Below are 13183 nucleotides of genomic sequence, written 5' to 3'. Positions count from 1 at the left end.
GTCAGGTCATGAGTGCTGGACTATGAAATGTGTAAAACTCGGTGACTGGCCGTCGGTCCTCACGACGAGATGTGCGGGTTACAGCGGGATTTACTGGGAGTAAAGCTGCGGAGTTCAATTTTTTGCGGTGTACTTCGGTCGGACCGAGCAATCCAGAAATCAGGTTACACACGTGTTTTCACGGCCGATCCGCCGCAGTACCGGGGTTCCCCTTAGTATCCCGGTGAGAGCTCTAAGGCAAGTGTTCAAAAGAGGGACGTTCAACATTAGTAGTTAGGCAAATGCCAGACCGCATTCCGGGATTGACGATCATGAGAACCGATTCATCGACGTGCTACGCGTCTCCAGAACCCGCAGAGATCGATTCGACGGTTGGAGATACCGACCCGCGCGCGCCGATCAGTATGACTCCGCCGGACGTCGACGGAGACATTTCGGACGACCTGATACCGCCGCTTGAGGTACATGCCGACGTTGAAACGTTCGAAGAGACGCTCACGAACGCGACGGAATCGATCGCGGAGGCGTTCACCGCAAACGCGTCTGCCGACTTACGCGACCGAACCCGCGAGTGGGTCGATGCGCACGGTGTCGGCGAGGTTGACGGGGATCCCGTAGAGACCGTGATTGCGCCGCAAGCCGCGCTTGCGGTCTTACTTCGAGCAACGTTATTCGACGCTTGTCACGACGAGGAGTTGACTCCTGAAAAAGCGGAGCGAGCGTTTCGTGCGGACGCGTCGTCAAAGACGAGTCCGGCGGTAGGGTGGTGTGTGCTCGACGACGTTGCGTGGCTCGCGGGAGCGGCTGATCTCGCTCCCGTAATAGCTGCGCGGCACGACCTTCGAGAGTCAACGGTTCCGTCGGCGGATCTCGGCAAGTTGTACGCCGCGGTCATCGACAGTGACGCCCGGCAGACCCTCAGTCAGTTCCGCACGCCGCAGTGGGCCGGACGCGCCATCCGTGCGTGGGCAGCGAACAACGATGAGACGATGCTCGACGTCGGTGTCGGAGCCGGAGCGTTGTCCGCGCCGTTCCACCCGTCCTGGAGTCTACACGGGGAACCGCGTCACGTCGTCGGGATCGACCGGAGTCGGCTCTCAGTTCTCCTCGCAGAGACCACGCTAACGCTCAGTAACCAGTCACACGCAACGCTCGAAACGGATTTCTTGGGCACCACGCGAGCGGACCTTCCCGCGACCCCTGATGCCATCGTGAGTAACCCGCCGTACACGAGCCACGATCGGCTTGACGGTGACGACAAGCAACGGTGGTGTGAGCAGGTCAGACGGGAAGCAGGTGCCGACGTGAGCAAGCACTCGCCGTTGTACGTGTACTTCATGATTCACGCGGAGACGCTGGTTGACGACGGGACACGAGTCGCGTTCCTCACCCCGCAATCCTGGTTACAGAAACAGTACGGGCACGAACTCAAAGAGTTCCTGTTGGACCAGTTCGATATCAAGGCGCTGATCAGGGTAGACCCGGAGGAAGAGTCGCTGTTCCCCGCTGCGAACACGACGGCCGTGTTCACGCTCCTCGAAGCTCGTAGCGACCCAGACCCTGCGAATGAAACGCAGTTCATCACCGTCGATGACAAGGGGTACTCTACGCTCCAGAAGTCGATGTACAGCACAGCCACGGACGATACCGACTGGGGCACGATCAACACTGTCGAGCAGTCGGCGCTCACCGCAACGGAGAACTGGCAGGCGCGATTCGATCCGATCGAACGAGACGTGAGTCACCTCCTGAAACTGTCGAGTCTCGCCTCCGTTCGATCAGTTCCACAAACCGGCAGTGTCGATGTGTTCTGTCTCTCGCACGACACCGTCGAAGCGTATGGGATCAGCACCTCGCACCTGTCACGACTCGCCCGCCGCCCAGCGGACATAACGGGGTACGTACTCCAAGAGAGCGATTGGATCGCCGCGCGCGATGCCGGCAAGGAAGTCTGGTTGCTCGACCCGGGCAAACTCCCCGAACTCCCGGAGACCATGGACGAATTCGTTCGCCAGTACGAAGCCGGAGCACTCACCACGAACAGCGCGAGCGGACAAGCAACTCCCGACTCAGCCGGTGGTCAAACGCACGTCACCACTGGCACCGGAAGCGATCACGAGAACCCCTTCAAGTACTTGTACGACAGCATCCGCGAGTACGACTTGCGAGACAACTACACGTGCCGGAACCGGGAACACTGGTGGCGGCCGACCCGGCGTGACCCGGCACCGGTCATCTACAACAACGCAGCACAGGGCCAGTCACGATTTGTTGTGAATGAAGCTGGACTGCGAACGACGAACAGCTTCTTCGAGATCAACATCAACCTTGAGGGCGTTGAACGGAAAGCCCTGCTAGCGTACTTGAACAGCGACATCTTCGGAGAGGTCGCAGCGCAGTTCAGTGAGAGTCACACCGGAGGGATGGAGAAACACAGCGTCACGACCGTTCGACAATTCCCGGTCATCGACCCGTCCAACGTGTCCGAAGACATCGTCCAGGGCCTCGCCGACGCATTCGACTCCCTGCGTGAAACCGCTCGGCACAGCGATTCACACGACCAGATCATCGACACCATCGGCGCGCTCGTTCAGCGGGCCATCGAACAGACACGGCCGAACTGACAGGACGTCCAGGAGCGATTTAGAAGCGACTCTCGATGGGCGTGAGGCAGACGAAGGGAACGGCACTCATCGACACTGACGGGGAACACAGGCGGGACCGGCCGCTCGTGAATCGGGAGCGGGGACTGCCAGCACGACCATCTCGCGTGTCGTTGAAACCGCGTGTCCGATCACCGAGCGACTACCGAACGCCCGGACCAGTAACTGAGGTCGTCAATAACGCCGAACGTGGTCACTCGGTATCTGAGAGAGTGGCCGAAGATACGGGTCGTGTTGGGCTTTCGTCCTGTGGGTTCCCGTTTCAGTCTCGCACCAGCAATTCCGGAAACACTCCGTTCCGTGTCCGGGCGCGGAACCGCACATCGGGAATGTTGGGTACGCACCGATCGTCGAAGCAGAAAATCGAACACCGGTGGAGCGCAGCCTCAAATCGATCGCGCCGTCGACTACGTCCAATATTAGCGTTGTTCTTCGTCTACTAGCGAATCGATGTAGTCTTCGAGCGTGTCATAGGCTGAGTCGAACGCAGGAAGGTCTGCAACCAAATCGGGAAGCGTGTTCTGCCAGCCGTCCCGGATCTCACCGCGTTTCTCTTCAGGGAGCCCGTTGCGAAGGTCGATGTCCAGCCCGTCGTGGGTACACTTCTGCGTGAATGCCGGAAGAATAACCGAGTCATCAACGTCAGCCTCCGTAAGCATCCGATACAAGTCATAGTAATCACGCGCCTGTGACCGCTGATACAGCGCTCGCAACTTCTCCGCGAAGATTTCTTCCAGACTGTACGCCGTCACTTCGAATTCAGGGACATCCTCGTAGCTGTGACGATGGTCCACCGAAGCGAACGCCACGTATTCATCGATCATCACGTCCAGACTCGTCGTGTTCTTGTGACCGAGCACAGCGTCGTACTGGATATCGATATCAACGTAGTGCGTCGGATACGCTTCTTTCTGTAGTTCGCGGTGTTTGGTCACCTCGAATTCGACCCCGGAGGCTCTCGTTGCGTCTTCCAATGCGTCTTGTAAGTCCGATTCGGTCCCGTGGTACGCTCCCTCGACACCAAAATCAAGGTCTTCCGAGTAGCGCCACGTCTCCGGGAAATACAGTTTGCTGAGTGCCGTGCCGCCCTTGAACAGCAGGTTGTCACCGTAGGGACTCGTGTAGATCGCCCACAGAACCCATGAATTGACGTAGTTCTTCTCCGCGTAGCCGAGTCGAACATCTAGCTCTCTGGCCAGTCGTCTGAGTTGCGCTTCGGAAATCATGAGAAGTCACCGGGGAGGAACGATTCGGGGTCAACATTTAGGCGGAGTTGGTACGTGCTGTCCCGGGTTCCCGTCGCTTCTCTCGTCGGGTCGAGCAGCGGGTACCCGGTCGTGAAGTTCTCGACGAGGTCCCGGTACTCCGGAAGATCGATGTTCAACTGATCGGCGAGATACACGAGTCGTTTCGTTGCGGCACCGTTCCCAATCTGCCGCAGGTACTCGACGACACGGTCCCACGAACAGCGCGTATCGACAGCGTTCTGCATCGCCTTCGCAACCTCGCTGATACCCCCGCAGAACTCCGGGTGGTCGGCGCAATCGACCAGCGTCTTTTCGATACTCGACATATTCACCTGGTTCGACCCGACCGCAGTCGGTTGATACCCGAAGAACTTCTGCTCCGTGATCGTCACCGGACGGTACGTGACCCCGTGGATTTCACGCTCCTGAGCGCGCTCTGTCGTCACGATGTACACCGTGCGGGACATCTGCTCCGTCAGCCCGTGTTGATTCAACGCGCTCCAGTACCCAATGTACATCGGCTCCACAAGTGCTGACGCAATCACGAACTCGTGTGCGGTATACACGGCGTTCTCACCGGCAGCGAGCGGCAGAATCAGGTATTTCCCCTGCGCGATCCGCTCAAGCCACCCTTTCTCCTTGAGCGCATACGCCATGTCCTTGGCCGACTTCCGCGGAATGTCGAGCGCGTCCGCGATGTCACTAATACTGATGACCTGCCGGTTCTCGCTTGCGAGCCGTGACAGTGCCCGCGACTCACGCGCCGACAGGCTCTTCCGTTGAGTCTCTTCGTCGTTTGTTGACTTCATAGCCGCTCAGTGTACATAGAGTCTAAATCTGCCTCGGCATAAAACTGGTCGTTACGAGTTATTTTGAAAAAAGTTGTCTCCACAGCCGCTCAGAATACATAGACACTAAATCTGTCTTCGACACCGACACAAAACGGGAGTGCCCTTTCCGTCACCTATCTCATACCGAGGTAAGTCGCTCTGTTAGGGATTCGAGTTCGTCAGTCGCATCGAGAGCAGCAAGCCACCGGTCCGGAAGCTGTGACGCCCCGAACCGCGCACCAGCGACCGCACCCGCAATCGCTCCAATCGTATCTGTATCTCCGCCGCGATTGACCGCCGTCACGATCGCCTCCTCGGCACTGTCCGCGAATAGTCCATCGTGGAGCGCCGTCTGTAGGGAATGTACGACGTATCCAGATGTTTCCAACGTGTCGGGTGAGTCGCCACGAGCGAGCGGTTGAAGCGCTCCCGCAAGCTCGTCAGGCGCGTCTGAACCAACATAATCAAGCGCATCATGTAACGGCGCGTCCGCGTCTGTAAGCAGCCCGGCGAGTGTGAGATTCAGGACCGCGCAGCCGTCGGTACACCGCGGATCGGTGTGCGTGATCCGCGAGGACTGCCGGCTCACCTCTGCGAGCCGATCCCAGTCCGTCGCGTACGGGACGGCGAGTGGCGCACACCGCATCACGCTCCCGTTCCCTGCGTTCTGCCCCTCTCGGCTTTGCTCCCACACGCGCTGGCCTGCCTCGTCCCACGCGTCACCGCGTTTGAGCCGGTTGAGCGATCGTCTCGTCATCCCGCCGATGTCGAACGGACCGGTCTCGTACCACGCGACGAACCGCTCAGCGACGTCCGCCGGGTCGAACTCGCCTCGTTCGACGAGACTCCGCGCGATACACAGCGCCTGTTCGGTGTCGTCCGTGATCGTCCCCGGCGGCTGGTTCCACGTGCCGTGCCCGACCATCCCGTCGAGCCGTCCGTGTTCTCGTTGAATCGCGGACGCCGACTGGAATTCGACCGGCCGGCCAAGCGCATCCCCGCACGCCAACCCGAGCAGCACACCCCGCGCTCGATCTGAGTCCATACGTCACCAACGACTACCGCTGCGAAAAATGTGGGGCGGCAGTTACTCGCCGGGCTTTGTTCCCGTGCGGAGATTCTCTCGGTATTCCGCCCACGCCTGATACATCTCTACCCGTTCCGCTTCCGTCATCGCATCGTGTTCGTCCGCATCGTAGAACGGGAGTTCCTCCTTTTCCGGCATCGCCATCACTTGCCCGAGCGGGTAGAGTTGCTCGTAGTAGTGCTCCAACACCCAGTCTTCGCCGTGCTCGTCGACGGCCTTCTGAATGTACGGGGCCGCTTCCGGGTACTCGTCAGCGAGTGACTCGGTCATTAGATTACAGGTCAGGCGTCGGCGAATTCAGCGAGCGAGTAGTTCCGGCTGTCACTGTTCCATTTCCCGATCTGAATGAGTTCGAACGCCCCGATCGGAGCCTCGATCGCGGCGTCGATCTCTCTGCGGACTGCGCCGGGGAGGCTCTCGACGCGAATCGCGGTCAGCGCGTGCTGGGTGAGGTAGTAACTCGTTGCGAGGCTCGTCGGCGCGACGACGATAACGCTCGCTCCGTCGGCATCGTCAAGCGCGAGTTGGGCATCTCGATACTGGAGCACCGCCGCATCCAACTCACCAACAGGGAAGAGACACTTCGCATCCCCGTACTCGACACTCGCCCCCGCCGATGAGAAATGCCCTTTGAGCATAATCAGGTAGTAATATATGTTCTTTGAACATCAAGCTTGCGGTGAATGAGTATCTCGACTGGTCGTTATCACGCAACTGCTCCATTAATTTCACAACCGCGGCTGGCACACTCACTCGCATGCCCCGTGACCTGTACGACTGTACCGCGGCCGAGCTCGCCACGCATTCCGTCGAACACCTCGATCACGACACGCCACCGAGCACCGCCGCTGCGTGGCTCGCCGACAACGGGTACGACGCAGCCCCCGTGTACGCCGACGACGGTCCTGTCGGATTCATCCACAAAAACGACGTCACGACCGACGACGACGGCACCACGCTCGCCGACCACCTCACCTCACTCACCATCGGCTACATGGTCAGCGGCGACACCCCGTTCACGGCCGTGTTGTCCGCACTCATCGAAACCCCCGTCTACTTCCTCGGCGGCCCCGACCACGTCACCGGAATCCTCACCCGCGCCGACCTGAACACCGCCCCGGCCCGCATATACCTGTTCGACCGCATCACCTACCTCGAAGAACACCTCCGCGAACTCGTTCTCGACACGAAGCCGGACTGGAAAACCACGCCCGTCACCCCAGAGGAAATCGACGACATCGAAGCCCGGCACGAAGACGCGCAAGCCGCCAACGTCGCACTCGAAGAACTCCACTACGCGCAGTTCTCCACGCTCGAAACCATCGTCACCAACGTCGAAGCTTGCTGGGAGGCCTGCGGATTCACCACGAAAGGCAGCGCAGACTCACGCCTCCACGAAATCACCGACCTCCGCAACGACGTCGCGCACGCCAACCTCCTCGTCGAAAACACGGACAGCACCGACTTCCTCACCAGCGGCCGCACCACGGAAAACCTGTACACCACCCTCGAAACCATCAACGACGTCCTCTCGAACCTCCAAGACGCCGGGTACGATCCAGGCGCGCGGGCCGCGCCAGACCAACCGACTCATCCCGATAACAAGGACCCGTAACGGCATCAGAGATAATCCAGAGAATGACCGCACCGGAAAGTGCGTTCAGTACGCTGCGTTCCCAGCTTCACCCGTCAATCAGTATGGCAGTCCGCATATCCCTCGCTAGTCACTGCCCTGTTGCGTTCACAACTGTGAGTCCGACGTCGATCACGCGTGGCCGCGGAGTGTCGCCGAGATCTCCGTGGCATCTCGCGTCGGCTCGCTCCAGTGATCGGTATCAGCAGCTTCGACGTAGACCTGTAACGCGTGCGAGTCCGCTAACAGAAAGACGGACGCTCGCTTCTCCCGATCCGACCGGTGCTCGAACGCCACGAGAGACCAGTCTTCCGTTCCGTCCTGCGCGATTTCGACGTCCGTTTCAGCTACCGTCCAGTCCGCTGGAAGATCGAGTTCAGAAAGCAGCGCGTCACGCGTCTGTTCAGCCGCTTCGGCGTCAGGCTCGGTGAGCTGCGACAACCGGCTCCGAAGTGTCGTCATGTGATACCGCTGCGTAGCAAACCCGGGTATAGCTTGTGCAATACGTAGCATATCTGAGAGATTGCTCGCACCCGCTACACAACAGCCCCCTACCTCTCACCACAGGTCAAGTCATTCATTACATCGCAGCCGACATAGAGAACGCCATCGAAGCGGCGACGGCGTAAGCGTGATCCGCCCCCTCCGACGGTCTGTTTCCGTTGACACCCTCTGGGACTGACACAACCTCCGTGCGAGATACAGAGATTGGATACAGCGATTCAACTCCATTAATTCCGAGTAGGATACCGTGAATCAGCCGTGAGAACGAGCCTGCGAATTGACCGGCTAGAATCCCACCAATCCGAGGCACTACGACCTAAATGAGAATACTGAGCAATAGACTCACAGAAAGCCTATACATATCTGTTGACACCGGTTCGGCATGAAACGTCGAGATCTCATCGCTACAGGATGTATCTCTCTTACTACGGCCAGTTCTGGCTGTCTGAACTTCCCACTAAGAGAAAATGAGGATAAGCCGTGGGTTGATGTGAGCGTTGTCGCGGAGAATATCAGAGTTGGCTTCGATACCGAACAGCTCTTCGAGGTATTCATACATCCCAGCAACCTGATGGGAAGGCAACTACCTGATGAGAATCAGGAGCATCACATCAGGATAGACGTTTCCACGTTAGAGCAGTATGGAGTAAACATCGAAGACCTCTCTGTAGAAACCACGCAAGGGAAATACGGATTAGGACCTTCGGATGCCTACAATAATAATGTCGATAGCGTAGACATCACCGACGGAGTAATTGAGCTTTTGATACTAACGTCGGAAGACGTGTCGGAAACAGACCCGATCGCGTTGAAGCTGACGGGCTATCAGTTCACAAATATCGAACCAGTGACTGAAATCCAGTATGATGTTCAATCCCCTGAGGACCATGTTGAAATCACCAATGGTACTTTCGGCGGTCCTCAAAGCGGGAGCAAGTGCGGGTTCACCCGTTCTACGGACGGAGAGTTCACACTTGTAGACCCTCAGTTGCTCTTACCAACATTGTGCCCAAGCCCAATCAATGCCTACCGTGGGGGCCACCAGAATCTTGATATCGAGTGGCTGACCCCAGAAGCTGACGAGGTCGTAATCGAGATAGACATCTCAGTACTTAATAAATACGGAACAATTGGAGAGTCAGTAATCGAGCCATTGAACAAAAGGGGTCCATCGAATGAATCGAGGGTGGTAGGTGCAACTCTTGACAGCCTATCAATTGATGAAGGGACAATTTCGATCAAATTGGATCCAGATCCCGGCACTAATTACGCTTCAGTGAGTGTCCGGCTCAGTGGAATGGATCTTCCCATTGAAGATCCGGTCAGAGATATCTCATACGAGATGACTATTGAAGGGGACGTTGATGAGACAGTAGAGACGGGATCATTCGACATCACTAGTGATCCGCCTGATCCCAATAGCGATGCGTAAGTCTCGCCGCTAACTGGCTGCTTCGTGCGAACTGACGTGAAACCCTGTTTCGAATGCTGTATGGGCCCTCTGTACTGAGCGAATTAAGTTGTCCCTGATACAGCTACCGCGGTGCGACATTCGCGCTCTGTATTCAACACGGTTCCAAGAACAGATCATCGGTTGAGGATTTCAACAGAGCCATTGAGTTCTATGACGCCGACTGGTCCGAAGACACCGCGTTCCGCGGCGTCGATAATATCATCTTGTGTGCCAGCTGGGGCCACAGATTTACTTGACCGCTCCCACCTACCAGACATGCCAAGCAACGACGACGCCCCGAACACGGGGGAGCGACCGGACCCGGATGATATCGGAGAGACGACGCAAGGCCACCCTGAGGACGAGGATATGGACATTATTGACAAGCCTGACCCGGACGCGGGGAAGGAACCGTACCCGGATAATATCGAGGAGACGACACAGGGACACCCTGACGAGGATGACATGGATATCATCGACGAACCCGATCCGAACGCAGGGAAGCAACCATACCCGGGTGATGTCGAACCAACTGACGACGGTGAGTGATCGTTAGCGGGCCGCGCCTCGATCAGTCTGCGAATCTCTCCGTCCTCTTCAGGCACGCCGCGCGAGAACAACGGATGAGCCGCGCAAGCCTGGAGAGCGTGGGATAACCTCAACTCGTAAGGCTCTGTAACGAGTCCAGCCGGTCAATGAGGCCTGAGATTCGGCGACCGGACACATGGTCGTTCAACGGGGGGCGAGACATCGTCGAGGACAAAGGCTTGAAAGAAGAGCTTCCGGCGATTGCGGAGGCGTACATCGACCACGGAGGAGGGAACCAGAATCTGAGCGAGCGACGTGAGCTACTTGCCCCGCTCGACTGGGAACAAGAAGCCTCGGTCAAATTCGAGACGACCACCGACGACGACGTGATCTCTCGCCGAGCGAGCTTCGATGCGTACAAAGACGGAGTCGTCGTCGAACACGAGAGCGGCGAGCAAATGCGCGCGAACTGGCACCTCATGAAAATGGAGATCGCTCACCGCGACCCCACCGTATTACCGGCCGGTCGCACCGCCGACGCAGGCGTACTGCTAATCCCGTCGTACGTCAACTTCCCCACCCTCGGACGAACCGAAAATGACGTCCAAGTCGTTTTGGAACAATACTTCGATTTCTCACTTCCGCTGTTCGTCTGGGAATACCCGACCGAGTGAGGAACGAACGCTGTACTCCGCAAAACATCCGACTGTCGTCCAAATCCTTAGGAACTGATAGGGTCGGCGTGCGAGATACAGAGGATGGATTGAGCACAGAGATACCGTTCGAGAACTCAGGTCGTCACCGGGAGTACCGTGGTGCCACACGGATAATCAGTTCACGCTCTTCGACAGTTCAGCCCCCGCCTTGAATTTCACTTCCTCTAACACACTCGCAGCGTTCACCAAGTGCAACACTGGCGCATCCACCGCCACGTGCGTCACGAACCCGTATTCGTCGCCCGTCACCTCTAACGTGACCTCATCCCCGGCCTCTCGTCCCGGTCGCTTCCGAAGAGTGTAGTCGACACCCCCCGACTCCGAAAGCACACCCGTCTCGACCAACTCCGCTACCGTCTCGGAATCCAACCGCGCCCCCCGCCGAGCACGCTCACCAGACACCGACCGTTTCACCAAGTCACCAAACCCGTCACCATCAGCGTCAGCCGAGTAATCGAAACAGCACTCGATACCAACCACCTCCGTCGGACCGGCCATCGACAACACTGTCACCGAATCCTCGTACAGCGCGGCGTCGTCGATGACCCATCCACCCGTGTACACGAGTTGGTCGTTGCTCTCACACCGCTGGACGTACAACAACGCCGGGAACGGACGCGGACACTGCGGCGGCTGCACCAGCACCTGATACACCAACACACCCAACCCAGACCCAGACTCCGTTGTACGAGCCCAGACACCCGGACCACACGGGTCATCATCCGTCGCAGCACACACCTTCGCAGACTTGTCTTCCGCCGTCGGTGGCGAATTGACGACCGTCACCGTCCCGTCACCACCTCGAACGACCTCAAGACGCCCACCCGTCGCCACAGGCCCCGTCATCTCCGAAACGAAGTGAGGCGTCGTCCCGCACACCGCCCCCGGATGAGCGGACGAGTCAGTATCATCACAATCACCACCACCATCCGAACCAGCAGCATACTCCGACTTCCCCCACGAGTACACCTTACCCTCACCATCTGACTCGCCCGTCAGATACGCGATGAGCCGCTCCGGCGTCACCTCCTCACGGAGACTCCCATTCCCACCCGGAACCTCCGCGTCAGGCAAACACACCGAGAACCGCTCAGCAACAATCGGTTCACCACCCAGATACGCGACGAGGTCAGCGTCCTCCTCAGAACCGTCACCGACACCATCCCCATCCGAATCTGAATCCGTATCACCCGCCCGCGTCTTCCGCTTGTTGCTCCGCGACGAATTGTAGTCCTGAGCCATCACCGCAGAAGACGTAACCCACCCCTCCAACTCGACATCCCCAAGCTGCCCGCCAGACACCGTCGGAGCCAACCGACTCACGTGCGGACTCTCCGGAGCCATCATGAACGTGACTTCCGTGTCATCATCATTCCAGTCTGTCCCTGCGAACACTGCCGCAGGCGACGAGCCCGTGTCCGTCACTGACGACACAACTTGATTCAGACAGCCAGCGAGTCCCCCAACTACAATAACCCCGCTCGCTGCGAGTAGTGACCGACGGCTGACGGTCGTACGTGGCACAGTATTTCGGAGGTTGTTGCGTCTCTCTGAATACATAATCAAACAGTAGAAGGTACACACTATCATAAGTTTTCTTATATTTGTTACTTGTTAACAGGATATTTAGAGACTGACTCGCGCCCTGTATTCAGCAGGACATCGAGAACATATCGACGAGTGAGTATTTCACCAGAGCCAGACTATCGTAGTAGTCGCTGACTGGGGCTCCGAGCTTTCGCTGTGATTTCCTGGAATCTAGATAGGCTCTCGAATCCCTTTGTCGAACCAGCTCCCTAGTCGTCTGCTCAGTCTCGCCGCACCGGCCCGAGTCGTGTGAGGTTGTTCGTTTCGATGAGTCGTTCGAGTCCGTCTCGTGTCGGGAATCCCCAGGTCGCGTCGGCGCTTGATTGACCTGGTGCTACTGCGCAGAACTCCGTCCCGTACGCTAATATACGACGCTGGACGCCGGCAACGGCGAACATGCCGAGATCGTACCCGTAGTCAACCCGGTCGATCCGGGCCATGCCGCGTCGATACCCGAGAAGCTCCCGCGGTTCGAACTCTTCCATTGATTCAACCGGGAACCTGTAATTCTTGAACGTCACCGGGTCACCGACGTTCAACGAGCCCGTGTCCGGGTTGTACTCACCGAACGAGAACGGGCCGTGGAGCTCCGGGGTTAACGCGTCACGCGCCGTCCCTTTCTGCTCGGCGTGGTCAGTGTGAAACACCCAGTGGATGACGAACCCCAAGCGCAGCGCTTCCCGTGTCTTCTCCCGGTACGGTTGGTCGGACCCGGCGACAAACTCAATCCACCGGTTCACGTCACCTCCGATGACCGCACAGTCCGGGACGCGGTCAGCGACTTTCCTCTCGAACCGATACTCACCGTGGAAGAACGGCTCGGTTTGTGTGCGGCGACGACGCTCCAACTCTAATTTCGGCCACAAGTGCTCCCACGACTCTTTCCCCGCCGTTCGGAACCCATCAACGTCATCGGGGAAGTCGTCCGTACTCAC

The 13183-nt window shown here is 58.2% G+C and carries 13 protein-coding genes; 5 read left to right on the top strand and 8 right to left on the bottom strand.

Annotation, left to right across the window (positions count from 1 at the left end):
* Positions 1 to 281 precede the first annotated feature (281 nt).
* Positions 282 to 2624: an Eco57I restriction-modification methylase domain-containing protein gene (locus C470_RS14395; RefSeq protein WP_082226700.1), complete on the top strand. Its 2343-nt coding sequence runs from the start codon at positions 282 to 284 to the stop codon at positions 2622 to 2624.
* A gap of 458 nt (positions 2625 to 3082) precedes the next feature.
* Here the strand turns inward: C470_RS14395 and C470_RS14390 are convergent, their stop codons facing one another.
* From C470_RS14390 to C470_RS14370, 5 genes are all read right to left on the bottom strand, one after another.
* The gene (locus C470_RS14390) at positions 3083 to 3889 is read right to left on the bottom strand and encodes a nucleotidyl transferase AbiEii/AbiGii toxin family protein (RefSeq protein ID WP_008368181.1); all 807 of its coding nucleotides are present in this window, start codon (positions 3887 to 3889) and stop codon (positions 3083 to 3085) included.
* Positions 3886 to 4719: a type IV toxin-antitoxin system AbiEi family antitoxin domain-containing protein gene (locus C470_RS14385; protein ID WP_008368178.1), complete on the bottom strand. Its 834-nt coding sequence runs from the start codon at positions 4717 to 4719 to the stop codon at positions 3886 to 3888. Before C470_RS14385 ends, C470_RS14390 begins: the two co-directional genes overlap by 4 nt.
* Positions 4720 to 4879: 160 nt before the next feature.
* Complete coding sequence (locus C470_RS14380) at positions 4880 to 5785, bottom strand: ADP-ribosylglycohydrolase family protein (RefSeq protein ID WP_049908768.1); 906 nt, start codon at positions 5783 to 5785, stop codon at positions 4880 to 4882.
* A 42-nt stretch (positions 5786 to 5827) separates the two neighbouring features.
* Positions 5828 to 6097, bottom strand: a complete 270-nt coding sequence (locus C470_RS14375; protein ID WP_008368175.1) for a hypothetical protein — start codon at positions 6095 to 6097, stop codon at positions 5828 to 5830.
* A gap of 11 nt (positions 6098 to 6108) precedes the next feature.
* Positions 6109 to 6465 (bottom strand): hypothetical protein, encoded by a 357-nt coding sequence (locus C470_RS14370; RefSeq protein WP_008368173.1) that lies wholly within the window; start codon positions 6463 to 6465, stop codon positions 6109 to 6111.
* A 119-nt stretch (positions 6466 to 6584) separates the two neighbouring features.
* On the opposite strand from C470_RS14370, the gene C470_RS14365 reads away from it, so the two are divergent.
* Positions 6585 to 7442, top strand: a complete 858-nt coding sequence (locus C470_RS14365) for a CBS domain-containing protein (protein ID WP_008368171.1) — start codon at positions 6585 to 6587, stop codon at positions 7440 to 7442.
* A 150-nt stretch (positions 7443 to 7592) separates the two neighbouring features.
* Here C470_RS14365 and C470_RS14360 read toward each other — a convergent pair whose 3' ends face one another.
* Positions 7593 to 7922, bottom strand: a complete 330-nt coding sequence (locus C470_RS14360) for a hypothetical protein (protein WP_008368169.1) — start codon at positions 7920 to 7922, stop codon at positions 7593 to 7595.
* Positions 7923 to 8346: 424 nt separating this feature from the next.
* On the opposite strand from C470_RS14360, the gene C470_RS15855 reads away from it, so the two are divergent.
* The 3 genes from C470_RS15855 to C470_RS14350 all read left to right on the top strand — a co-directional run bounded on the left by C470_RS15855 (position 8347) and on the right by C470_RS14350 (position 10619).
* Positions 8347 to 9396 carry a hypothetical protein gene (locus tag C470_RS15855; RefSeq protein ID WP_152418687.1) on the top strand — a complete coding sequence of 350 codons (1050 nt, stop codon included), beginning with the start codon at positions 8347 to 8349 and terminating at the stop codon, positions 9394 to 9396.
* Positions 9397 to 9693: 297 nt separating this feature from the next.
* Positions 9694 to 9966, top strand: coding sequence for a hypothetical protein (locus tag C470_RS14355; protein WP_008368167.1), 273 nt, complete (start codon positions 9694 to 9696; stop codon positions 9964 to 9966).
* 146 nt (positions 9967 to 10112) lie between these two features.
* On the top strand, positions 10113 to 10619 hold the full coding sequence (locus C470_RS14350; protein ID WP_008368165.1) for a hypothetical protein: 507 nt from the start codon (positions 10113 to 10115) through the stop codon (positions 10617 to 10619).
* Between the two features lie 156 nt (positions 10620 to 10775).
* Here C470_RS14350 and C470_RS16330 read toward each other — a convergent pair whose 3' ends face one another.
* Positions 10776 to 11903, bottom strand: coding sequence for a hypothetical protein (locus C470_RS16330; protein WP_239638590.1), 1128 nt, complete (start codon positions 11901 to 11903; stop codon positions 10776 to 10778).
* Positions 11904 to 12469: 566 nt separating this feature from the next.
* Positions 12470 to 13183, bottom strand: a complete 714-nt coding sequence (locus C470_RS14340; protein WP_008368161.1) for a hypothetical protein — start codon at positions 13181 to 13183, stop codon at positions 12470 to 12472.

This window comes from Halorubrum distributum JCM 13561 (assembly GCF_000337395.1).
In the GTDB taxonomy this organism is placed as follows: Archaea; Halobacteriota; Halobacteria; order Halobacteriales; family Haloferacaceae; genus Halorubrum; species Halorubrum distributum.
This window is presented reverse-complemented; position numbering and strand designations above follow the sequence as displayed.